General features: G+C 47.5%; 22 protein-coding genes and 1 riboswitch. Of the genes, 4 read left to right on the plus strand and 18 right to left on the minus strand.

Going from position 1 to position 20,420, the window contains the following annotated elements; genetic code table 11:
- Positions 1–143: 143 nt before the first annotated feature.
- From ACRC6Q_RS09460 to ACRC6Q_RS09485, 6 genes are all read right to left on the minus strand, one after another.
- Entirely contained in the window at positions 144–1,739 is a 1,596-nt protein-coding gene (locus ACRC6Q_RS09460; RefSeq protein WP_431466411.1) for a long-chain-fatty-acid--CoA ligase, read from the minus strand.
- Positions 1,740–1,913: 174 nt separating this feature from the next.
- Positions 1,914–2,186: an adhesin gene (locus ACRC6Q_RS09465; RefSeq protein ID WP_223638948.1), complete on the minus strand. Its 273-nt coding sequence runs from the start codon at positions 2,184–2,186 to the stop codon at positions 1,914–1,916.
- A 13-nt stretch (positions 2,187–2,199) separates the two neighbouring features.
- A complete protein-coding gene (gene arsA / locus ACRC6Q_RS09470; RefSeq protein WP_431466412.1) occupies positions 2,200–3,969 on the minus strand; it encodes an arsenical pump-driving ATPase in 1,770 nt (589 codons plus the stop codon).
- Entirely contained in the window at positions 3,966–4,337 is a 372-nt protein-coding gene (arsD, locus tag ACRC6Q_RS09475) for an arsenite efflux transporter metallochaperone ArsD (RefSeq protein WP_223638960.1), read from the minus strand. Before arsD ends, arsA begins: the two co-directional genes overlap by 4 nt.
- A 20-nt stretch (positions 4,338–4,357) precedes the next feature.
- Positions 4,358–4,777 (minus strand): arsenate reductase (thioredoxin), encoded by a 420-nt coding sequence (arsC, locus tag ACRC6Q_RS09480; RefSeq protein WP_223638971.1) that lies wholly within the window; start codon positions 4,775–4,777, stop codon positions 4,358–4,360.
- A gap of 76 nt (positions 4,778–4,853) precedes the next feature.
- Positions 4,854–5,201 carry an ArsR/SmtB family transcription factor gene (locus tag ACRC6Q_RS09485; RefSeq protein ID WP_223638974.1) on the minus strand — a complete coding sequence of 116 codons (348 nt, stop codon included), beginning with the start codon at positions 5,199–5,201 and terminating at the stop codon, positions 4,854–4,856.
- A 173-nt stretch (positions 5,202–5,374) separates the two neighbouring features.
- On the opposite strand from ACRC6Q_RS09485, the gene ACRC6Q_RS09490 reads away from it, so the two are divergent.
- Together ACRC6Q_RS09490 and ACRC6Q_RS09495 are read left to right on the plus strand one after the other, a co-directional pair.
- Complete coding sequence (locus ACRC6Q_RS09490) at positions 5,375–5,695, plus strand: ArsR/SmtB family transcription factor (RefSeq protein WP_317851926.1); 321 nt, start codon at positions 5,375–5,377, stop codon at positions 5,693–5,695.
- Between the two features lie 46 nt (positions 5,696–5,741).
- Positions 5,742–7,034, plus strand: a complete 1,293-nt coding sequence (locus tag ACRC6Q_RS09495) for an NAD(P)-binding domain-containing protein (protein ID WP_431466413.1) — start codon at positions 5,742–5,744, stop codon at positions 7,032–7,034.
- Positions 7,035–7,274: 240 nt separating this feature from the next.
- Here ACRC6Q_RS09495 and ACRC6Q_RS09500 read toward each other — a convergent pair whose 3' ends face one another.
- From ACRC6Q_RS09500 to ACRC6Q_RS09525, 6 genes are read right to left on the minus strand one after another with little or no spacing between them, the layout of a single operon-like run.
- The gene (locus tag ACRC6Q_RS09500) at positions 7,275–8,348 is read right to left on the minus strand and encodes an ABC transporter ATP-binding protein (RefSeq protein WP_431466414.1); all 1,074 of its coding nucleotides are present in this window, start codon (positions 8,346–8,348) and stop codon (positions 7,275–7,277) included.
- Between the two features lie 12 nt (positions 8,349–8,360).
- A complete protein-coding gene (locus ACRC6Q_RS09505; RefSeq protein ID WP_431466415.1) occupies positions 8,361–9,176 on the minus strand; it encodes an ABC transporter permease in 816 nt (271 codons plus the stop codon).
- Positions 9,176–10,060 carry an ABC transporter permease gene (locus tag ACRC6Q_RS09510; RefSeq protein WP_431466416.1) on the minus strand — a complete coding sequence of 295 codons (885 nt, stop codon included), beginning with the start codon at positions 10,058–10,060 and terminating at the stop codon, positions 9,176–9,178. The genes ACRC6Q_RS09505 and ACRC6Q_RS09510 overlap by 1 nt, the downstream gene beginning before the upstream one ends.
- A complete protein-coding gene (locus ACRC6Q_RS09515; protein WP_431466417.1) occupies positions 10,044–11,291 on the minus strand; it encodes an ABC transporter substrate-binding protein in 1,248 nt (415 codons plus the stop codon). The genes ACRC6Q_RS09510 and ACRC6Q_RS09515 overlap by 17 nt, the downstream gene beginning before the upstream one ends.
- A gap of 35 nt (positions 11,292–11,326) precedes the next feature.
- A complete protein-coding gene (locus ACRC6Q_RS09520; RefSeq protein ID WP_431466418.1) occupies positions 11,327–11,968 on the minus strand; it encodes a TVP38/TMEM64 family protein in 642 nt (213 codons plus the stop codon).
- Between the two features lie 14 nt (positions 11,969–11,982).
- A complete protein-coding gene (locus ACRC6Q_RS09525) occupies positions 11,983–13,866 on the minus strand; it encodes an FAD-dependent oxidoreductase (protein ID WP_431466419.1) in 1,884 nt (627 codons plus the stop codon).
- A 191-nt stretch (positions 13,867–14,057) separates the two neighbouring features.
- Here ACRC6Q_RS09525 and ACRC6Q_RS09530 point away from each other — a divergent pair, with 191 nt between their 5' ends.
- Positions 14,058–14,639, plus strand: a complete 582-nt coding sequence (locus ACRC6Q_RS09530) for a CDP-alcohol phosphatidyltransferase family protein (RefSeq protein WP_431466420.1) — start codon at positions 14,058–14,060, stop codon at positions 14,637–14,639.
- Between the two features lie 16 nt (positions 14,640–14,655).
- Entirely contained in the window at positions 14,656–15,747 is a 1,092-nt protein-coding gene (locus tag ACRC6Q_RS09535; protein WP_431466421.1) for an FAD-dependent oxidoreductase, read from the plus strand.
- Positions 15,748–15,851: 104 nt separating this feature from the next.
- Here the strand turns inward: ACRC6Q_RS09535 and ACRC6Q_RS09540 are convergent, their stop codons facing one another.
- From ACRC6Q_RS09540 to ACRC6Q_RS09565, 6 genes are all read right to left on the minus strand, one after another.
- Positions 15,852–16,871, minus strand: a complete 1,020-nt coding sequence (locus ACRC6Q_RS09540; RefSeq protein WP_431466422.1) for a thiazole biosynthesis adenylyltransferase ThiF — start codon at positions 16,869–16,871, stop codon at positions 15,852–15,854.
- Positions 16,868–17,635, minus strand: a complete 768-nt coding sequence (locus ACRC6Q_RS09545; protein ID WP_223639023.1) for a thiazole synthase — start codon at positions 17,633–17,635, stop codon at positions 16,868–16,870. Before ACRC6Q_RS09545 ends, ACRC6Q_RS09540 begins: the two co-directional genes overlap by 4 nt.
- 2 nt (positions 17,636–17,637) lie before the next feature.
- The gene (gene thiS, locus ACRC6Q_RS09550) at positions 17,638–17,841 is read right to left on the minus strand and encodes a sulfur carrier protein ThiS (protein ID WP_223639024.1); all 204 of its coding nucleotides are present in this window, start codon (positions 17,839–17,841) and stop codon (positions 17,638–17,640) included.
- Between the two features lie 16 nt (positions 17,842–17,857).
- Complete coding sequence (gene thiO / locus ACRC6Q_RS09555) at positions 17,858–18,982, minus strand: glycine oxidase ThiO (RefSeq protein WP_431466423.1); 1,125 nt, start codon at positions 18,980–18,982, stop codon at positions 17,858–17,860.
- 34 nt (positions 18,983–19,016) lie between these two features.
- Positions 19,017–19,622, minus strand: coding sequence for a thiazole tautomerase TenI (tenI, locus tag ACRC6Q_RS09560; RefSeq protein ID WP_431466424.1), 606 nt, complete (start codon positions 19,620–19,622; stop codon positions 19,017–19,019).
- Positions 19,623–19,735: 113 nt separating this feature from the next.
- Positions 19,736–19,836, minus strand: a riboswitch (TPP riboswitch).
- Positions 19,837–19,979: 143 nt separating this feature from the next.
- Positions 19,980–20,255 carry a hypothetical protein gene (locus tag ACRC6Q_RS09565; RefSeq protein WP_223639027.1) on the minus strand — a complete coding sequence of 92 codons (276 nt, stop codon included), beginning with the start codon at positions 20,253–20,255 and terminating at the stop codon, positions 19,980–19,982.
- Positions 20,256–20,420: the final 165 nt, after the last annotated feature.

Raw genomic sequence — 20,420 nt, forward strand, 5'->3', positions numbered from 1 at the left:
GTGCCCCTTTCAATCTCTTTCTCGTAAATGTGTCTACTTTAGTATAGAAATGCATTTATACACTGTCAAATGAACTTTCGGAATTTTAACGCAGTTCAGCAAAAAATAAAGGCGAAGATCGCTCTTCGCCTTTACGCTTGTCTTTAATTCACTTTTTTGCTGCCGCCCCAGTACATTTCCCGCAATTGGAATTTCTGCAGTTTGCCTGTAGCCGTTTTCGGCAAGGCTTCCACAAAATCTACGGATTTCGGTACTTTGAAGCGGGACATATTTTCGCGTGTGTAATCCAGGATATCCTGTTCGGTCACTTCCGAGCCTTTGTGCAGGACGATGATGGCCTTCGGCACTTCGCCCCATTTTTCATCCGGAACCGCTATGACAGCGACTTCGGCAATGGCCGGGTGCTTGTACAGCACACCTTCAATTTCAGTGGAGGAAATGTTCTCGCCGCCGGAGATGATCATATCCTTGATGCGGTCCTGAATCTCGATGAATCCGTCCGGATGGGTGACCGCCAAATCTCCTGTATGAAACCAGCCATCGCGTATGGCTTCGGCTGTTTTTTCAGGGTCTTTGTAATAGCCGGCCATGACGACATTGCCACGCGTTACGATTTCACCAAGTTCTTTGCCGTTCCAGGCGACTTCTTTCCCGTCTTCCTGGTTGACGACTTTGGTTTCCCCGTTGAATGCCAGTTCGATTCCCTGGCGAGCTTTAATGGCTGCCTGCTGATCCGGATCCAATTCACTGAATTCATTTTTCCATTCGCAATAAAGGATGAATGGCGAAGTTTCCGTCAAGCCGTAAACGTGCATCATATTCAAGCCAAGAATGCTTTGTGCTTTGGCGATCAGTGCCGCGGCAGGCGGTGCCCCGGCTGTTCCCATCCGGATTTTCCGCGTCAATTCGATTTCTTTGGCTTTCGGGTCATTGACCAGCATATTGACGACGGTCGGCGCGCCGCAAAGAGAGGTGATGCCGTGATTTTCAAACAGATCCAGAATCAACGGCGGATCGACTTTGCGCAGGCAGACATGGGTTCCGCCAGCTGCAGTGATCGCCCAAACGCCACCCCAGCCGTTTGTATGGAACATCGGCAATGTGTGCAAGTAAACGTCATCGTATTTGATCTCCAAATGATGCAGGAAATTCGCTGCGTTCATGTAATTCGTGCGATGGGTCTGCATGACCCCTTTCGGATTGGATGTGGTGCCGCTCGTATAGTTGAGGGAAAGCATCTGGTTTTCATCCAGTTCTGCCGCCGGCACTTTGGCGTCATCCGGCACTTCACCGATAAAGTCTTCATAATCCACGCCTTCGAGGCCCGATTCGCAGCCTTCTACAGCCACGATGATATATTTGTCAATCGGCAGTTCGGCCTGGGCTTCTTCAAGCATCTTACCGAATTCTGCATCGACAATCAGCACTTTGGCATCGCTGTGCTTCAGGATATACACTAGGTCTTTTGTCGACAGGCGGTAATTGAGCGGAACGATGACCGCTCCAAGTGGCGGGATGCCGTAAAAGCATTCCAGCATCGCATGATTGTTCGGAAGCATGACTGCTACATGGTCTTTTTCGTTGATGCCGGCGTTATGTAAAGCGATCGACAGGCGGTCAACCCGTTTTCCGAACTCTTTGTATGTAAATTTCTTGTCTCCGTCAATGACCGCGATTTTCTCCGGGTAGTATTTGACTGCACGGCGTTTCCAATCGAGTGGTGTTAATGTTGCCAGCATAAGTATGTCCCCTTTCATCTGTCAGTAGCTAATCTGTTATATATCAAGTATAGGTAGTGCCCCCCAACTGTGTCAATACAGTTTTCGGAATCGATTGACAATTCAGGCGGATACAGAAAAAACCGGCAGTCCCTTTTTTCGGGCTGCCGGTTTTCTGCAGGTATTTCTGTTAAATCAGCAATTGCTTTCCGGAAGGCCTTCGAGTACCAGGCCGCCGTCTTTAAAATCAAGCGATACTTCCTCCACCATTGTGCTGACGCGTTCATCGAGCGCCACTTGGATGCCGTTGATTTCCTTGATGATGTCGCCTTGTTCAGGTGCATCCATCGACAGGCCGAATTGCGGTCCGCAGCAGCCCTGCCCCGCAAAATAAAAGCGGATGCCTTGTGCTGTATTTTCTTTCATGGATTCCAACAGCATGTCTTTAGCCGGTTGTGTAATGTTCATTGAAAATCCTCCTTTAATTGGTTACCAATTGCTTCATTTTATCATAGCCGATGCTGTCTTGTGCCTGCCATGGAATCAACGCCGTGCGTTCAGCCAGCTCGCTGCTGACTTTACGGATCCACGGCCATTCGCTCTGGGCTTTTGCCTGCAGGAGCGCTTCGGTTGTGCCGGTACCTGCCAGACTTTGATTGATGACCCAGTTTTTCGCTTGGATCCCCGCACGCTTCAAGTCTTGCTGCAGGCGAGCCGCTTCAAAAACAGGGGTCGCTTCCGGGAGGGTGACAAGCAGGACGTCGGTTTCGTTTGGATTGCGCAGGCGCGGCAACAGGTTTTGGACGCTTTCCGGGATTTCTCCGGTCGACCGTTCCAGCTCCTTGTGATAGGTCTGCGTGGCATCCAGCAGCAATAACGTATGTCCGGTCGGCGCCGTATCGATGATGACGATTTCATTGTCCGCTTTGGCAACCACTTCCGCAAAAGCACGGAACACGGCAATTTCCTCGGTGCACGGGGAACGCAGGTCTTCTTCCAGGTAAGCACGGGCTTCGTCGTCCATCGGCCCCGCCGCTTCCATGACTTGTGCTTGATAAGATTCAACTTCAAGCTGCGGATCGATTCGGGAAACCGTCAACCGGTCGTTGCCTGTTTCTTCAAAGCGGTCCGCCAGATGCGCGGCCGGATCGGTCGTGGTTAAATGCACCGAATGCCCTTTCTCAACTAAGCCGACAGCGAGCAGCGACGCGACAGTCGTTTTGCCGACGCCGCCTTTGCCCATCGTCAAAATGACGCGGGTATTCTGCGCTGAATACTGGTCGACTATGTCTTTTAAACCAGCCAATTCCGCGGGCATCTGATCCGTATTCAGAACATCCGGACGCCATTCAGGTGCTGTGAAAAGGCGCTTCAAATTAGCGATGCCAGTCAAGGAGAATGCCACGAACGGCAGGCTGTATACCGGCAATGTCTGCAAATGCGCAGGCATCTCTTTTAAAGCCTGCTGGTGCTGCTGGGCAAACGCCTGGGATACATGGTCTTCGTTTTGAATCGGTGAATAAACACCATTCAGGATCAGCACCTGATTTTCGATGCCGATGGTTTGGAGTTCCTGAGACGCACGGGCAGCTTCTTTAAAAGAAGCCGTGTCCGGACGCGCCACCAGGATCAATGTCGTCTGGTCTGGATCAGATAGAGCCTGTACGGTTTTTGTGTAAAGATCCTTTTTGGCATCCAGTCCTGCGAGTGGCCCGAGACACGAAGCTCCGTGTGTGGAGTCATCCAAAAATCCGCTCCAGGCCGTCGGCAACTTCAATAGCCGCAACGTGTGGCCAGTCGGTGCCGTATCAAACAGAATATGGTCATAATCATCCATGACCCGATCATCAGCCAAGAGCTTGGTGAATTCATCGAACGCGGCAATTTCGACCGTGCAGGCGCCGGACAACTGCTCCTCCATCTGATTGACGACCGCTTCCGGCAGTTTGCCGCGGTATGGCCCAACGACCGAGTCGCGGTAAGTTCGTGCCGCTTCTTCCGGGTCGAGGTTGCAGGCAAACAAATTCCGGATGCCGTCAACGGCTTGCGGTTTGTTCGTCAGTTCCATGCCAAAGACATCCTGCAAATTCGAAGCCGGGTCTGTACTGACCAGAAGCACCCGTTTTCCCGAATCCGCTAAAGCCACAGCTGTCGCAGAAGCGGTGGAAGTCTTGCCCACTCCGCCTTTACCTGTAAAAAACAGGAAAGGTGTTCCGCTGACGTGGTCTGGTTTAAATGCCTGGCTGGTCATTTGGCACCTGCGATTTTGACGTTCAGCGGATTGGCCGGCTGTTTAACCGGCTGCAATTCCGTTTTCTCTACCTTGAACCATTCAGCGAACTCCTCGACAGTCGGGTAATCTCCGGTTTTGGCGATTTCGCCATCGATCAGGATCACCGGCAAAGATTCTACGCCTTTCTCGAACAACAGTGCATTGACTGTTTTGTTTTCGACAAAAGCTGCCGGGTCAGTCCCCAGATTAAAGCGTTTGATGTCAAAACCTTTTTTCTCCAGTGAAAAAACAGCGGCTGCTACAGCGGTCAGCTTCGGATCTACTACAGGTCCGCAGACACCGGTATCGCAGCACATGGCTGGGTCGTATATCGTCACTTTCGTCATGAGTCAGTCTCCTTTAACGTTCAGTTTCCGGTTTTGGCAAAGGTTTCGATGCGCGTTCCGATTGCATCACGGACTGTTTGGAACACCGTCCATTTTTCTTCTTCCGTCCCTTGCGCTTTCGCTGGGTCTTCAAAGCCCCAGTGTTCACGTCTGACGTGAGGCGGAGTCATCGGGCATTTATCAGCTGCATCGCCGCAAAGCGTGACGACGAAATCTGCATTATTCAGCAAGTCCGAGTCGATGATGTCAGATGTCTGGTTTGAGATATCAACGCCTACTTCATTCATCGCCTTTACTGCGTTCGGGTTTAAGCCATGCGCTTCGATTCCTGCGCTGTAGACGTCCCATTCATCCGCTAAATGCTGTTTTGCCCAGCCTTCAGCCATTTGGCTGCGGCAGGAATTTCCGGTACATAAAAAATAGATGGTTTTTTTCGGCATAGTGAGTTCTCCTTTTGAGCTGCTTAAAAAAGCTTATGATCTCTAGTATTTTTTCGGTAAGTCGCGAATGCTTTTTCTAGCAGCAATCCACTGGTGCTTCCTTGGCGCGCAAAGCCAAAACTTGAGGGTCCGTGTCTTCAATATGGCTTAAGATGCCTTCAATCAATGGCGCATGCAGTGATTCCTTGTTCATGGAATAAAATCGCCATTGCCCTCTTCTGTTTTCTTTTACGAGTCCCGCTTGCTTCAGCTTGCGCAGATGCTGGCTGATGGCCGGCTGGCTCATGCCGAACATCTCGACGAATTGGCAGACGCATAATTCATTCGTCTCCACCAGTTTCATCATCAACAGGCGGGTTGGATCGCTGACTGCCTTCAGACAAGCCGTGACATCAGCTGCAGATTGTTTTGCCAAAGTCTCCATTAGGATCCACTCCTTCGCGCTTAGTATATAATGATTTCTTTATATAAGTCAATCGTTATAACAGAGGTCTCTTACTAAATCAATTTTTTTTGATTTAGTAATTGCATTCATCTCTTCTACCTATTATACTTGATTCATCAAATAAATTTGATTTAAAGAAAGTGGGGATTGGAATGGCTCAACCGCTGGAGGAAAACACTGCAGTCTACATGACGAATGAAATCTATGCCCAAAAATTCAAAGCATTGGCTGACCCGAAACGGCTGGAATTGCTGAACTTGATCGGCCAGAAAGACTCGGTCTGTGTCTGCGACCTGGTTGAGGAAATGGCGATGCCTCAGTCGAAACTGTCTTATCATTTGAAAATCCTGTTGAATGCCGGGCTCCTGACAAAAGAAACCAGAGGCACTTGGAGCTATTACGCCTTGAAGAATGAGGAAATGGAGCGGTTGTTGCCTGAGGAGCTTTATAAATCCATTAGACCACCAAACTGATCAGCAGCATGAAAAATCGAACCTATTATAGAAGGAGTGCATCCCAATGACAAGCTCTCTACCCGTAGCCATCATCGGCGGCGGACCGGCAGGACTGGCCGCGGCCGCCCACCTGGTCCAATATAAGCAAGCATTCGTTTTATTCGAATCAGGCCCTGCGCTTGGCACTCATTTTCTTGAATATGGCCATGTCCGTTTGTTTTCAGCTTGGCGGTATAATATCGACGCAGCATCCAAAAAATTATTCGAACTGAACGGACTGGCCCTGCCTGACCCGCAGCATCTGCCATATGGCAAGGAAATTGCCGAACAGTATCTTCAGCCGCTTGGCGAACTTCCAGAGCTAAAACCGTTCATCCACTTAAACAGCCGGGTCGTTCATTTGCAGCGCCAGGGACTGGACAAGATGAAAACAGCCAACCGCGAGGAAAAACCGTTTGAACTCATAGTCGAAAACAGCACGGGCACACGAAAAACCATTCTTGCACGAGCAGTCATCGATGCAACCGGCACCTGGAAAACCCCCAATTCTGTTGTATCCGGCGGGGCACCTGATGCAGCAGCCGGATTGGTGGATTACGGCATTCCAGCGATTCTTGGCTCCGACCAAAAATGCTTTGAAAACAAGCGTGTAGCAGTGGTCGGGAGCGGCCATTCAGCGATGAATTCCTTGTTGGACCTGGTCCAGCTGAAGAGAGACTTTCCAGCGACACACATCACTTGGATCGTCCGAAAAGACTCTCCAGAACAAGCATTAGGAGGCGGCGACGCTGACCAATTGCCGGAACGCGGTGCTCTTGGCACACAAGTCAAATCGTTGCTGGTTCAAGGGATGATCGATAGCCAAACTTCAACATTCATACAATCCGTCAGCCAACTGGATGAACAGCAAGTCATGCTGGGCGCTGAACAAAAAGGCCGCCAACTTGAGCTTGGCCCATTTGACCGGGTAATCGCCAATACCGGTTCCCGTCCTGATTTTGAACTTTTGCGTGAAATTCGCTATAGCTTTGATCCGGCACTTGAAAGTGTGCCAGCTCTTGCCCCGCTGATCGATCCGAACATCCATAGCTGCGGGACCGTGCGCCCACATGGCGAGCGGGAACTGCGGCAGCCCGAAAAAGACTTCTATATTATCGGCGCTAAAAGCTACGGGCGTGCGCCCACATATCTGATGGCGACAGGATTTGAACAAGCCCGGTCGGTTGTTGCCCATCTTTCCGGCGATCACGAAGCTGCCGAACGGGTAGAGCTGGAGCTGCCGGAAACCGGCGTCTGCAGCAGCAGGCCACTCGTTTTTACAATCAGTGGTGCACCGTCTGGCAATAGTTGCTGCTGAGTGGTTTTTATAAATCTGTCCAGCCGACTGAATAATTAAGTCATTTTTATTCGCCAATCCTTTTCATCACTTTATGAATAAAGAAATTCATAAAGTAATCCTTTCTTCCGGATTAAATGTTGATGAATTGTCCACCTAACCACTCTGAATCAATATATATATAAATTCATTCGAATAATGATGAATAGTTATTTCGGACAAAAAAGACTTGCTCCCGCTAAGGGTGCAAGTCTTTTTGATTCATGCCACAAACCATAAGTCTTTTTGATTCACTAGTACGTCAATCTCTTGACCAACCACCAATCCTTCAGCCTGTTGGCTGGTAAAGGAACAATCCAGTAGATAGATTCCCACTTGGATGGTTCCGGTATAAAAGCCATAATTGAATCTCAGTTGTTGAATAACTCCGCTAAGCTGAATAGAGTCTTCAAGCGGATCCTCCTTGAGGATTTTGAGCTGCACCACTTCTGGTCGTAGGATCAAATGGCATGGTCCCCGCTCGATGGTTTCTTCCACCGGAAAATCAAAACTTCGATCGGCAGATATAAATCGGCCTGCTGCCACTGTTCCTTCAACGCTGTTTTTTAAGCCTAAAAATGAAGCAACTTTCCTGCTCTCAGGGCGTTCATATAAATCCCTGGCTTTGCCTACTTGCAGCAGCGCGCCTTCACTCATCACACCGATCCGGTCCGACAATTGAAAAGCTTCTTCCCGGTCATGGGTGACAAACAGCACCGTGACACGGAACTGTTTTTGGATCCGGCTGAGCAACTCCCTCATTTCTTCCCGGAGACTCGGATCCAAAGCACTGAAGGGTTCATCCATCAGCAGCACTTGTGGATTGGCGACCAACGCGCGTGCTAAAGCTACACGCTGTTGCTGCCCTCCGCTCAATTCATCAGGAAAACGGAGTCCGAATCCTTTGAGCCCCACATGCTCGAGCATCTCTCTTGCATCAGCTAGACGCTGTTTTTTGCCGACTTTCTGCATCTTCAAGCCGAAAGCCACGTTGTCCTCCACTGTCATATGCGGAAACAGCAGCGATTGCTGAAATACCATGGCGAACCTTCTGTCTTCCGGTGGAACCGCTGTTATATTGGCATCTCCCACCCAAATTTCCCCATTGTCTGCCTGCAATAATCCCGCCACCAGCTTCAATAATGTTGTCTTACCGCAGCCGGAAGGGCCCAATAATGAGAAAAATTCCCCTTCATTAATGGTCAGCCCAACCGGCTGCAGGGAAAACGCCGGATTGCTTTTACGCTGAGTTTGTTGGTATTGCTTTTCGATGTTGATGATGCGCAAACTGCTCATATTTCCACTCCTTTAGCCCTTCTCTGCGCCGGCTTTCTTATTTTGGTAATATTTTTTCAAGGCGGCATCCATTCCGATTAAGGTCAAGATCGCTATTCCAGCGAAAAGCAGCGAATAGGCCGAAGCGATCGCCGGATCCCCACCGCTGATGAATGGAAACAGCAAAATCGGCAAAGTTACAACCTGCCCGGAGCCGATGATGAACGTGATCAAGTACTGGCTCAAGGAAATCAGGATGCTTAAACTGGCTCCAGCAGCGATGCCCGGCAACAGATGCGGCAGCACGACATGCCTAAAACGGGAAAGCGAGCCCGCCCCGAGCATCCGTGCCTGGTCTTCCCAGTCGATTGATAAGGTATTGTAGCTGATCATGACAGCACGGACCATATAAGGCAAAGTCGGTGAAAGATGTGCCAGGACTACACCGAAAACGGTTTCCGTCAAACCCAGCCGCAGAAACGTCAAATGGATGCCCATGACAGCGACAAACGGCGGAATGACGATCGGTGCAAAAAGCATCGCTTCCAGCAGCCATTTGCCGCGCAGTGGATAACGCACCAATGCATTGGCAGCCGGTACGGCGAGAAGGATATTCACCGCTGTGACGATAAAAGCAATCAGCAGACTGACTGACACCGCCTGCCAAGTGCCCGAACTCCCAAGCAGTACATATTCCCAGGCACGGAAACTGAATGACTCAGGAAGAATATTCGGCCATTGCCAGCCAAAGGAAACACTGGACAGGATCAAAGGAATAAACGGCAGTCCGATAAGGATGAATAATAGGGTGAATAATATGGATTTCAAGAAAGGTCGGGTCTTAGTCATCAATCCCACCCCTTCAAGACATTCCAGCGTTTGCTGAAGTAATAGACGACCAGCCCAAGTAAAATAGTGAGGATGGCGAGTAGGATGTTGACCGCCAATGCTTCCGGCCGGTCAGCCAACGTACCGCTCGTATACAGCTGATAAGAGTAGACCGGCAGCATGCTCGGATACGTGACACCCAGCAGGAACGGGACTTCAAAAGCTGAAAAGGTGAAGACAAAAACGATAAATGTCGCAATCGTCCAAGCCGGAAGCATCACCGGCAGGACGATTTCCCGGATGAAACTCCAATTGCCGGCACCGAATACACGCGATACATCGCGCCACGACCGGTGAATCCGTGACAGCACCGGATAGATCATCAATGATACAAAAGGGGCTTCTTTCCAGGTATAAGTCAAAATAATTCCCCATCCGAACGGATCATTGACCAGCACGGGAAAATCCTGAATTTCATCGATGAAGCCTATAGTCGCCAAAACCTTCGACAAAAATCCGCTTTGCATAAACAGCAGGACGATGATATAGCCGCCGACCAGGTGCGGAATGGTCAAAGGAAGCTGGAACAACCGGTGCCAAACTTGAGTCGTCCCGGATTTCGCTGATTCATTCAACAAATACAGGGATATTGCGACGGCTGCCCCCAATACTCCTGCAATCACTGAAGACAGTGCCGCTACTCGGAGAGTTAGGAAGAGTGATTCCCAGAACTCGCTAGAGCGCAATAAATCCGTATATGCCGTAAGCTCAAAACGCGTTTCTCCGATAGCGGGAAAATAGCCCAGGCTTTTCAGAAGCCCATCAAAAAGTCCTCCAAAAAACAGGAGGACGATGGTGCCGACGGCTGGCAGCAGCAAAAGATAGGGTTTAGTCTTTTGCCACATTTTCCATCCATCCTTTTTCGATGATTTCGATGTAATCGGCTGACAGCTCCGGAAGACGGTGTTGTTCCAATTCTTCCAATGGCAATGTAGCTGCGCCTAGATCCACATCGTTCATGGCTTGTTGCTGCTCAGGCGACAGTTTCTCCAAATCCAATGCCGACAAATCACCCCAGTTTTCAGGAGACAATTTAGCGGTTTGGGCTTCCGGCGACATCATTTCGTTGATGGCCACCATCGCTCCTGCTTTCGCGGAAGAGTTGAATGGAATGGATAGGAAATGCGTATTGGCGAGTGTCCCGCCTTCCAGTACGAAAGTGCGGGTGGATTCAGGGAAGCGACCCTTCAGCACTTCGCTGGCAGCAAGCGCGGGGTCGTAGCTCATGGTCATGCCAATTTCACCGCTCGCAAACAACTGATCCTGCTTGGACAGGCTTTCCGGATAGGTTTCTCCTTCACGCCATAAATACGGTTCAATTCTGTTCAAGTATTGCCACATCGGTTCAAGACGTGCTTCAAGGTCTTCAATATCAGCTGCCGGTTGCTGGTATTGTTCGTAGCCGCCAGTTGTTTCATAGAGCACGTGGCGGATAAAGGCACTGCCGGTAAAATCAGGCAAGGCGGGATAGGTGAACTGCCCTGGGTTGTCCTGCACCCATTCAGCCAGTTCGGCCATTGATTTTGGCGGTTCTTCCGACTTGTTTTCATCGTGGACAAAAACAAATTGGGCTTTGCCCCAAGGCGCTTCCAATCCATCCACAGGTTCTCCAAAATCGGTTGCAATTTCCGGTGCTTCCGCATCGACATAGTCATTGAAATTCGGCAATTGCCCGCTAAAATCCCCCCACAGCAACTCGTTGTCTTTGGCGGCTTTGAAATTCTCGCCGTTGATCCAAATGATGTCCATGCTGCCTTTGGTCTTGCCGGCTGATTTTTCATCCACCAATTGGTTGATGATATCCTGTGAGTCGTTCATCGGCACACGGTTCAACTCAACGTCATGCTCTTCTTTCAGACGGGGAGCTACCCATTCATCGAGGTAACGGTTGATATTGTCGTTGCCTCCCCACATATACATATTGACTTCCTGTCCTGTCGCCGCTCCAGAAACTTCTTCCCAGTCACTTGTCTGCAGGCTATCTGCTTCTGCCGCAGCACCGTCTCCGGTTTCTTCAGAACACGCGGCCAATGTAAGCACTAGAAATCCTGGTGCCAGTAATGAAAACTTTTTCATTTTTCCACTTCCTAAATGCTTTAATGAACTTCCTGTTATTTATCGAGATTTTGTTTTTTACTCCACCGATTTCGGACGATGATCGGAACCACTGTCAAGACGACGAAAACCACGACTGCCAGAAGGATGATTTGTGGATTTCCAGTGACAAAGCTGCTGCCCAAAAAGTTATAGGCGAATGTCCCTGGTATGATGCCAATCAATGTAGCAAGCGCAAAAGAAGTGAAGCGGACCTTCGCAAAAGCTGCCGTATAGCTGATCAAATCGAAATTGATGACCGGTATGAAACGGAACAGCAAAACGTAGAAAAATCCGTTCTGCTCCATTTGGGATTGGATTTTTCCGGCATTGCCGGTCCATTCCTTGCGAATTAAGCTTTTCCCGAATGTTTTCGCCACATAAAAAGACAGCATCGCACCAAATGTCGCACCGATGATAGTGTAAAGCGTTCCGAGCCAGGCACCGAAAGCCAAGCCTCCGGCAATTGATAGGACGGAGGCCGGAAAAAAGATCAACGGCCTGATCGTATAGATGACGATGTACATGACAGGTGCCCATATGCCAAAGGACAATATCCAGCTGCGAAGATCATTGGCGTCGACATCGAAAACCGAGCGGCTGAGCCAAATGACCAATCCGACGGCAAAAACAGCTAACAGCCATTTCCCTACCTTCAAAGTTGTGCTCCGGTTCATAAGTTGCGCGTGTGTGCTGAGATGCTGAAGTAACGGTTTCTCATTTCATCATAACGCTTCCGGTTGACGCCTGCATCTGAATAGCCTACACGCGAAGCTGAACGGAATTCGATTCGCTGAGCGGCATCATTAAAATAGAACTCGATATCATCCTTGAATCGCATCGTTTTGGACTTGGCGACTGCATAGACGTAATTTTCGTCATTTTGCACAATCGTTACACCTTCATACCCTTTCAGCATGCCGATCAAGTTCTTTTTCGCTTCGTTTTTGGTACCGTTATACGGCCATGCCGGCACATGCTTGTCTTTTGTTTGAGCTTGCGACGAAACCGCATTCGGCGTTGACGGCATTTCCTTCAGACGGCCGTTTTCCACACCGAGTTTCGGCTTGACGTTGTTTTTGATGGCCATGTTGGCGATACCGATTCCAGCTGCAGTGGCGGCTCCATAAATTGCGACTTTGTCCGCCGGCAATTCTCCTGCTTTTGCTTTATTGAATGTTTTGACGACGGGCTGGTTCAATAGATTGTCGACATAGACTTTCTTGCCGATTTTCACCAACACTTCACTGTAGGTCGGATAGGGATGGATGACACCCGATAATTTGCCCATGTTGATGTGCAGCGATTTGATGGTCTGGATTTGGCTGATGATTTCACCGGCACGGTCTCCGAGAATGCTTGCGCCTATTATATAGCCTTTTTTATCCAGAATGATCTTCACTTTGCCAATGCTGTTTTTTTTCGTATTGGCACGGTCAATATCCGCATAATCGTGTTCATAGACACGAATGGAATCGCCGTATTTTTCACGTGCTTCCTCTTCGGATAAACCCGATCGGCCAAGTTCAGGATCCGTGTATGTACACCACGTGACATGCTCGTAATCCATTTTTCTATTGATCGGTAAAATAGCGTTTTGTGTAGCGGTAATGCCTTGTGCATTGGCCATATGGGATAATTGGTAAGGTCCGACGACATCCCCGATTGCATAAATGCCTTTAACGGTAGTCTCCATATGATCATCCACCTGGATGCTCTTCGAATCATATTTTACGCCTGCTTTTTCCAAGTCATAGCCTGTGACGTTTGCCTGCCGTCCCAGCGCGACCAATAACCCTTCGGCAGAAACGGTCAGTTCTTTGCCGTTTTTTTCGATTTTCAAATCGATTTGATCGCCTTTTTGCTCCGCTTTAACTGCGGTTGCGCCTGTGTGAATGGTTACACCTTCGTCGATCAGCCGCTGCTGGATCATCAAGACCAATTCTTCTTCATCCTTCGGCAAAATCCGTTCGAATTTCTCAACCAATGTCACTTTCACACCAATGCGGTTTAAAGCCTGGCTCATTTCAACGCCGATCGCTCCTCCACCAAGAATCGTTATGGATTTCGGGAAAGATTTCCGGGTAAAGATGGTTTCGTTGGTCAAATACGATACCTTATCCATGCCTTCGATTGGCGGAACCATCGGTGATGACCCTGTCGAAAGGATGATTTTCTTTGCTTCAATGCGTTCCCCGTCGACTTCCACTGCATGCGGGCCTACAAATTTTGCGTAACCATTGATGAAATCGATGCCTGATTGTTTCAGCACTTCCGGCGATTCGCCTTCGTAGACCTTCTGGATAACGTCTTGAATATCCTTTAATACAACTGAGGTGTCGACTTGCAGATTAGGTGTATATTTTCTGGCGTGATGGACTTCTTCCGCGATGTTGATCAGGGATTTACTTGGAATACATCCGGACCAGGTACACTCTCCGCCCGGCAGATTCTTGTCGATCAACACGACTTTTTTTGAGAATCCTGCCCCTGTAAATGCGGCTGTCAGTCCGGCTGCACCAGCTCCGATTATTGCGATATCATATTTTTTTACCATCTTTACCATTTCCTTTCTTTTCCTGAACTACAATCATCTTATCAAAAAGCTTAAAAAACTTACTCTTAATCAGACTCGGATAGGTGAGATCTTTTTTAAAAAACCGTATTTCGCTTTCGAGTGGGATTACGGGTTTCAATCGGGCTCCTATTATATACTGAAAATATCTTGAAAATGAAAAGGTGAACTTGATGCTCGATACACACGCACGAAAACATGTTCAACCAGTCGTTGAAAAGACGGCTGATGTCTTGCTGAAAAAAGGCTTTACAGCTGATGGCGTGACGAAAATCGCCTTTGCCGTCGGGATGTCTTCAGGTGTTTTCATCTACCTGGACCAGCCTTTATGGGCCGTCTTCGTTCTTTGGTTCTCCGGATATCTCGATGTCGTCGATGGCACCATGGCGCGGAAAACCAAACCATCCTCCTGGGGAACATTGCTGGACATCAGTTTTGATCGCCTGGTGGAGATCAGTGTCATTATAGGGTTAGCTTTCCGATTCCCTGATTCGATGTGGGCATTGCTGCTGTTGAGCGTCTCCATCATCGTCGCAATGACCGTATTCCTGACGGTGGGTGCGTTATCTGATAAGCCAGGCATGAAATCGTTCTACTACCAGGCAGGACTTGCTGAAAGAACAGAAGGCTTTATACTCTTTACCCTAATGATTATTTTTTCAACATACTTAACAGCATTCACGCTGATTTTTTTCGCTGTACAGGTTGTGACGATTTTACAGCGTTTGGCTGAAGCCAAACGGATTCTGAAGTAGACGGGAGCGGAGTGGGATGAAGGCACTTGTACTGGTCGGAGGCGGACATGCGCATCTGCATTGTCTTGAACAAACAAAACATAAATTGCCGGAAGACTGGCAAGTGGTGCTGATTTCTCCATCTTCCTATCAGTATTATTCAGGGATGTTTTCCGGATATACGGAAGGCGTTTACACGCTCGAAGATATCCGGATCAATTTGAAACGTCTTTGTGACAAGATCGGGGCACTATTTGTCGAGGATCTGATCCACACCATCGATCCGGAAAAAAAAGAATTGAAGGGCATAGATGGCAACGTTTATCACTATGATGCCGTATCATTTGATATCGGCTCACAAACCGCTATTCCAGAGGCAATACAAAAACATGTCTCTTCCATCAAACCCAATTACCGCTTTCCAGAGCAGTTGGCACAGCTGCGGGATTCTGCTTACCCCGTGATTGTCGGCGGAGGCGCTTCGGGAGTGGAATTGGCGTTTTCCATTCTGTCATGGAGAAAACAGCAAAACTTGCCTGCCAATGTGGCGCTGTTCAGTTCGACTTCGCTCCTTTCCGGTCAAGGGCTGACAGCCTCAAAGAAAATTGAATTCATTGCTAAGCAGAAATCTTTGCCTTTTTTTACAGATGTCTTGGTTCAAGACGTTGATGATTTCAGTGTCATCACAAGTGCAGGACGTTCGTATCCGCACTCAGGTGTGCTTTGGCTGACAGGACCCAAAAGTTCGGACTTGTTCCGCTTTTCCGGATTGCCGACGGATGGCAGCGGTTTTCTGCTGGTCAACGATACGCTGCAAAGCGTCAAGCATCCAGACATATTCGGGGCCGGAGATTGCATCACGATCGACCGTTATCCGTCACTTGCCAAAAATGGCGTCTATGCGGTGCGTCAAGGTCCAATCCTTTGGAAGAACCTGAAAAACAGCCTTTCTGAAGAAAGGCTGTTGCCGTTCACTCCACAAAAGCGATTCGTTTCCATCTTGTCTACTGGCGATGGCGAGGCTTTCCTTTCTTATGGAAAACAAGCGCTGCATGGTGGAATCCCCTGGAAACTCAAAAAGCATATTGACCTGAAATTCATGAAGCGCTATAAGGACCTCTATGAATAACAAGCTCCTCTCGGGCAGCTTGTCATTCGTAGCAGTATTGATTCAGCGATTTTGTCTAACCCGATGTTAGGAGAAAGGGATTCAACATCATACCGGAATTCTATTTATCCTAAATAGCGATAGTACAAAGTTTTAGCTTCCACAACGTTCTTCGTTCCATGTACCAGGACACGGCCATCTTTAAAAACGACAAGCCGGTGCTGTGCTGTCGAAAAAGACAGTAAATAGGGATTGCGGGACACATTCATCCCCAGTTCTGTTAAAATCCCCTCCAAATTTTCCAAATTCCTGTCCATCTGTTGGGATGGTCGGATTTGCACTGTGTCCCTACCACATAAAATAGCGGTTTTTGTCTGCTTTTCAAAAGAAAGATATGGATAGGATCGATTTAAACCGCAGGATGAACAATCCTCTTTTTTCACTTTATCGACGGTAATGGATGAATATTGATTTTTCCAAAGATCGAACGATACGAGTTTGTTGCTTAACTGAAGCGAATCTTCAACCAAAATCTTTAATGCTTCTGTAATTTGTAAAGACAAAACCATTTGCACAGCAGGATTGATGATTCCTACGGTATCACATGTTATGCCACCCATTGGCACATCCTCCAGAAGACAACTCAGACAGGGTGTTTTTCCCGGAAGAATGGCATAATTGATTCCGTAACTTCCTACACAGGCACTGTAGATCCATGGGGTTCGATGCTTCTGAGAAATATCGTTCATGATCATCCGTATATCAAAATTATCGCTTGCATCAATAATCAAATCAATTCCCTCTACCAGCTGTTCCATCTCTTCGACAGAGACATCCATAACAAATGACCGGACTTCCACTTCAGAGTTGATGCGTGACAAGTGTTCTTTAGCTGCAACGGCCTTTGGAATCCGCTGCTTCGCATCCGCCTCGGTGTAGAGTTGCTGACGCTGAAGGTTGCTCCACTCTACATAATCACGGTCCACTATAGTCAGTTTGCCGATACCTGCCCGTACCAGCATTTCTGCACTGCCTGTTCCCAGAGCTCCGGCTCCCACCACTAAAACATGCTTGTTCCTCAGTTTCCGTTGCCCTTCTCTGCCGATCGGTGCAAAAAGCTCCTGTCGTGAATATCGTCCATTCAATTAAAACTCATTCCTTCAACTGGACTGCTGGCAGTGGCATATCGTTTTTGGGGAATTCGTCCAGCTTCAAATCCCAATCTTCCTGCTTCGATCGAAAATTTCATCGCTTCGGCCATTTTTACTGGATCTTTTGCACCGGATACCGCAGTATTCAACAAGACCCCAGCCGCTCCCAATTCCATTGCAATGGCAGCATCTGAAGGTGTTCCTATTCCTGCATCCACAATAACTGGAACCTGGCATTGTTCAATTATGAAAGAAAGATTCAATGGATTGATGATTCCTTGGCCGGAACCGATGGGAGATGCTCCGGGCATGATCGCGTGGCAGCCTAATTCTTCAAGGCGCCTTGCCAGAAGTACATCATCCGACGTATATGGCAATACGGTAAATCCTTCTTTCACTAGCTCTTCCGATGCTTTTAATGTTTCAACTGGATCCGGCAGCAAGGTTTTTAGACACCCGATTACTTCAACTTTAACCATGTCACAAAGGCCCGATGCCTTAGCTAGTTTCGCGATCCGAACCGCTTCTTCCGCTGTCTTCGCTCCAGCTGTATTTGGAAGCAAGGTGTATTTTGTAATATCCAGATTTTCAAGGAAGTTAGGTTGTCCTGCTTCAAAAATATTCATCCGCCGAACTGAAAACGTCAATATTTCTGTACCTGACACATCCACGGCTTTCCTTTGTATATCAAAATCAGGATACTTTCCTGTGCCTAATAATAATCTTGATGAAAATTCGTAACCACCTATTTTTAACATAGTCATCCTCCTCCTACAAAATGCACCAATTCAATTTTATCCCCGAAAGAAATCAGAGTTTCAGCATGCTTCTCTTTCCCAACTATTTCAGCGTTCAATTCAACAATGATCACTTTCTGATTCAATTCAAAATGTCGCAGCAGCTCAGTTACCGTCTCCACCGTATTTGGTACGACCACCCGTTCTCCGTTAACCACCAACTTCATTTTCAACACTTCCTTATCAATTTTTTCTTCTGATCAATCGTTCGATACGAAAAGAAGAGAGATCAAGTGATGGTGTTTTTCCTTCAATCAAATCAGCCATCACTTCTCCCGTAATCGGCGACAGCAAGATCCCATTTCTGTAATGGCCTGTCGCGATAAATAAGCCGCTGTAGTCAGGATGTTCACTCATAAAAGGCAAACCGTCCGCAGTTTGTGGACGTATTCCAGCCCAAGCCCCTTCCCATTCTGCTTCTTCTATAGAAGGCACCAGCTTCTTTGCATTTTCCATCAATAACGAAATGCCTTTTACAGTGGTCTGCGGATTAAATGTATTCGGTATAACGGTTGCGCCTACAATGATTCTCCCGTCTTTCTTCGGCACCAGATAGCAGCCGGAAGTGAAGATCGTGCTGGATAATAACGGCGTTTTTGTCCGCACAGAAAAACATTCCCCCTTTACAGGATGGGTGATAGTCGGTAAACCCATTTTACTTAACAAGACTTCGCTCCATGCCCCCCCTGCCACCACGATATTTGCGCTCATGAAGTCCCCTTCAGATGTAGCGACTCCTGTCATTATGCCCTTAGAAGAGTGAAAGGACTGAACTTCTACATCTTCTTTAATGACAGAACCAAAAGCCTCAGCTGACTTTAAAAACCCTAATGCCAGTTGAGGAGCGGCAACTTGGCCATCTCGTTCTAGATACATGGCTCCCATCACCTCGCTAGATATTGCCGGTTCCCTTCTTCTAGCTTCATCACCCGTAAGCAATTCGGCCCGTTCGTTATTCTGTCTGTGGACTTCCAGGATTCGACGGTGCTCCTGCTGTTCTTTATCGGTTAAGGCGAGCTTCAACATCCCTTTATTGACAAGTTCAATATCAATTCCACTCGCAATCTTCAGCTCATCGGCCAAGCCGTTAAACATCGCCCTGCTGGTCTTCGCTAATAGAAAAAGCGGTCCTTCTCCTTCCAATTCCGCTTGCGCACCAAGCATCCCAGCTGCAGCACCAGATGCTTGACCAGCAAGGCGTCCTTTTTCCAATAACAACACCTCCATTCCTCTTTTCGCCAAACTATAGGCTATTGAACCGCCGATGACTCCACCCCCAACTACAATTGCTTCAAATGTTCTGTTCATAGAAATCCTCTCCTCATAGTACCAGATAAAAACTTTATTTCGCTAAACAGGAACGATAGGATCTTGCAGCCAGCAAAGGATCTTTCGCTTCGAAAATTCCTGACATTACAGCGATCCCTCTCGCTCCAGAGTTGATAACATCCCCAGTATTTCCGGGCGTTATGCCACCAATAGCAATGACTGGAATAGAAACTGATTCAGAAACATTTTTCAGTAGTTCTAAGCCTTTCGGTATCAGTCCAGTTTTTGATGAAGTCGAATAAATATGGCCACATACTACATAATCAGCCCCTTTCTTTTCGGCAAGTTGAGCTTCTTCAATCGCATGCACCGAACACCCAATCGTTAAATGTGTAAAACTTCTTTTCACACAATCTACCGGTAACGAGTGATAAGCCAATTGAACACCTTTTACATTGGAGGCAACGGCAATATCCACTCGGTCGTTTATGATTATTTTTGATAAAGGTACATTTTTATCCACCAACAACTTCACTAATTCCACTACTTCTCTTGCTGTTTTGCTCTTTTCACGTAGATGGATAAAATCAACTTCACGATGAATCCGGCTGATGATTTCTGCCAGTTGTTGTGAGGGGTGCTTATCAGTTGAGATTATATGCAACTCGCCATCTCTCATATATTGCCTCCTTTTATCGACTTTCGGAAAGTTAAAACAAATGAGTTTAATAACAACATAAAAAAACCACTCCAGCGATGGAGTGGTTTTGGGTATATCTACAGAAAAGATTGGACATACATTAACCACTTCCCTACGCTAGTTTCAACTAGATCAGGTTCAAAGGGTCCGGATTTCTCCATCTCAGTCTCAAAAGACTCCCCCAGTGTTTTATATTCAGTTATTTTGAAAATGCTAAAATCTAAAGTAAGCGTAACATCAACATCGCCATTAATCCAGTTCATCTTGTATTCAATCTTTTAAATATTCAGCAATAGAACAAGAAAAAAATAGCTATATCAGACTTTCTGTCTATATCTATTCAGTTCTGACAGGCGTTGAAGCAAGTTTTTTATACCCACACAACAACAACATACAAGCGACCGTTGCAGCTGAAAATGTACCAAAATAGATGATAGGGGAAACAGCGTACCCGAAAGCTGCAGTACTTTGCAGATTTTCTGCATTTTCCCAGGCTTTTGGAATATTGGGTCTGTAGGTGATGGTTTTTACATAGCCCACGGAAAATACAGCTGCAAAATAAAGAAGATGGACAGTTGCGGCCCCAAGCAAAGCCAACCAAATAGTTTTCATTTTCAACTTCCTTTCTTTTATTCCATAATTTAGTATATCAAGTATGTTAAGTCATGTACACAAAAAGAGTGAATTTTCAACCATCAAATTTCCCGGCAGTAAAATAGCCCTGTTTTTTAAACAAGGCCATTTCGTCATACTTCCTTTAAGAAATGAAGCTTTATC

It is taken from the genome of Planococcus sp. SE5232 (assembly GCF_050686535.1).
Taxonomy (GTDB): Bacteria; Bacillota; Bacilli; order Bacillales_A; family Planococcaceae; genus Planococcus.

Coding starts and splice junctions, on each gene's coding strand:
- ACRC6Q_RS09460 (WP_431466411.1), bottom strand. CDS start 1,739: ATGCTGGCAACATTAACACCACTCGATTGGAAACGCCGTGCAGTCAAA.
- ACRC6Q_RS09465 (WP_223638948.1), bottom strand. CDS start 2,186: ATGAACATTACACAACCGGCTAAAGACATGCTGTTGGAATCCATGAAA.
- arsA (WP_431466412.1), bottom strand. CDS start 3,969: ATGACCAGCCAGGCATTTAAACCAGACCACGTCAGCGGAACACCTTTC.
- arsD (WP_223638960.1), bottom strand. CDS start 4,337: ATGACGAAAGTGACGATATACGACCCAGCCATGTGCTGCGATACCGGT.
- arsC (WP_223638971.1), bottom strand. CDS start 4,777: ATGCCGAAAAAAACCATCTATTTTTTATGTACCGGAAATTCCTGCCGC.
- ACRC6Q_RS09485 (WP_223638974.1), bottom strand. CDS start 5,201: ATGGAGACTTTGGCAAAACAATCTGCAGCTGATGTCACGGCTTGTCTG.
- ACRC6Q_RS09490 (WP_317851926.1), top strand. CDS start 5,375: ATGGCTCAACCGCTGGAGGAAAACACTGCAGTCTACATGACGAATGAA.
- ACRC6Q_RS09495 (WP_431466413.1), top strand. CDS start 5,742: ATGACAAGCTCTCTACCCGTAGCCATCATCGGCGGCGGACCGGCAGGA.
- ACRC6Q_RS09500 (WP_431466414.1), bottom strand. CDS start 8,348: ATGAGCAGTTTGCGCATCATCAACATCGAAAAGCAATACCAACAAACT.
- ACRC6Q_RS09505 (WP_431466415.1), bottom strand. CDS start 9,176: ATGACTAAGACCCGACCTTTCTTGAAATCCATATTATTCACCCTATTA.
- ACRC6Q_RS09510 (WP_431466416.1), bottom strand. CDS start 10,060: ATGTGGCAAAAGACTAAACCCTATCTTTTGCTGCTGCCAGCCGTCGGC.
- ACRC6Q_RS09515 (WP_431466417.1), bottom strand. CDS start 11,291: ATGAAAAAGTTTTCATTACTGGCACCAGGATTTCTAGTGCTTACATTG.
- ACRC6Q_RS09525 (WP_431466419.1), bottom strand. CDS start 13,866: ATGGTAAAAAAATATGATATCGCAATAATCGGAGCTGGTGCAGCCGGA.
- ACRC6Q_RS09530 (WP_431466420.1), top strand. CDS start 14,058: ATGCTCGATACACACGCACGAAAACATGTTCAACCAGTCGTTGAAAAG.
- ACRC6Q_RS09535 (WP_431466421.1), top strand. CDS start 14,656: ATGAAGGCACTTGTACTGGTCGGAGGCGGACATGCGCATCTGCATTGT.
- ACRC6Q_RS09545 (WP_223639023.1), bottom strand. CDS start 17,635: ATGTTAAAAATAGGTGGTTACGAATTTTCATCAAGATTATTATTAGGC.
- thiS (WP_223639024.1), bottom strand. CDS start 17,841: ATGAAGTTGGTGGTTAACGGAGAACGGGTGGTCGTACCAAATACGGTG.
- thiO (WP_431466423.1), bottom strand. CDS start 18,982: ATGAACAGAACATTTGAAGCAATTGTAGTTGGGGGTGGAGTCATCGGC.
- tenI (WP_431466424.1), bottom strand. CDS start 19,622: ATGAGAGATGGCGAGTTGCATATAATCTCAACTGATAAGCACCCCTCA.
- ACRC6Q_RS09565 (WP_223639027.1), bottom strand. CDS start 20,255: ATGAAAACTATTTGGTTGGCTTTGCTTGGGGCCGCAACTGTCCATCTT.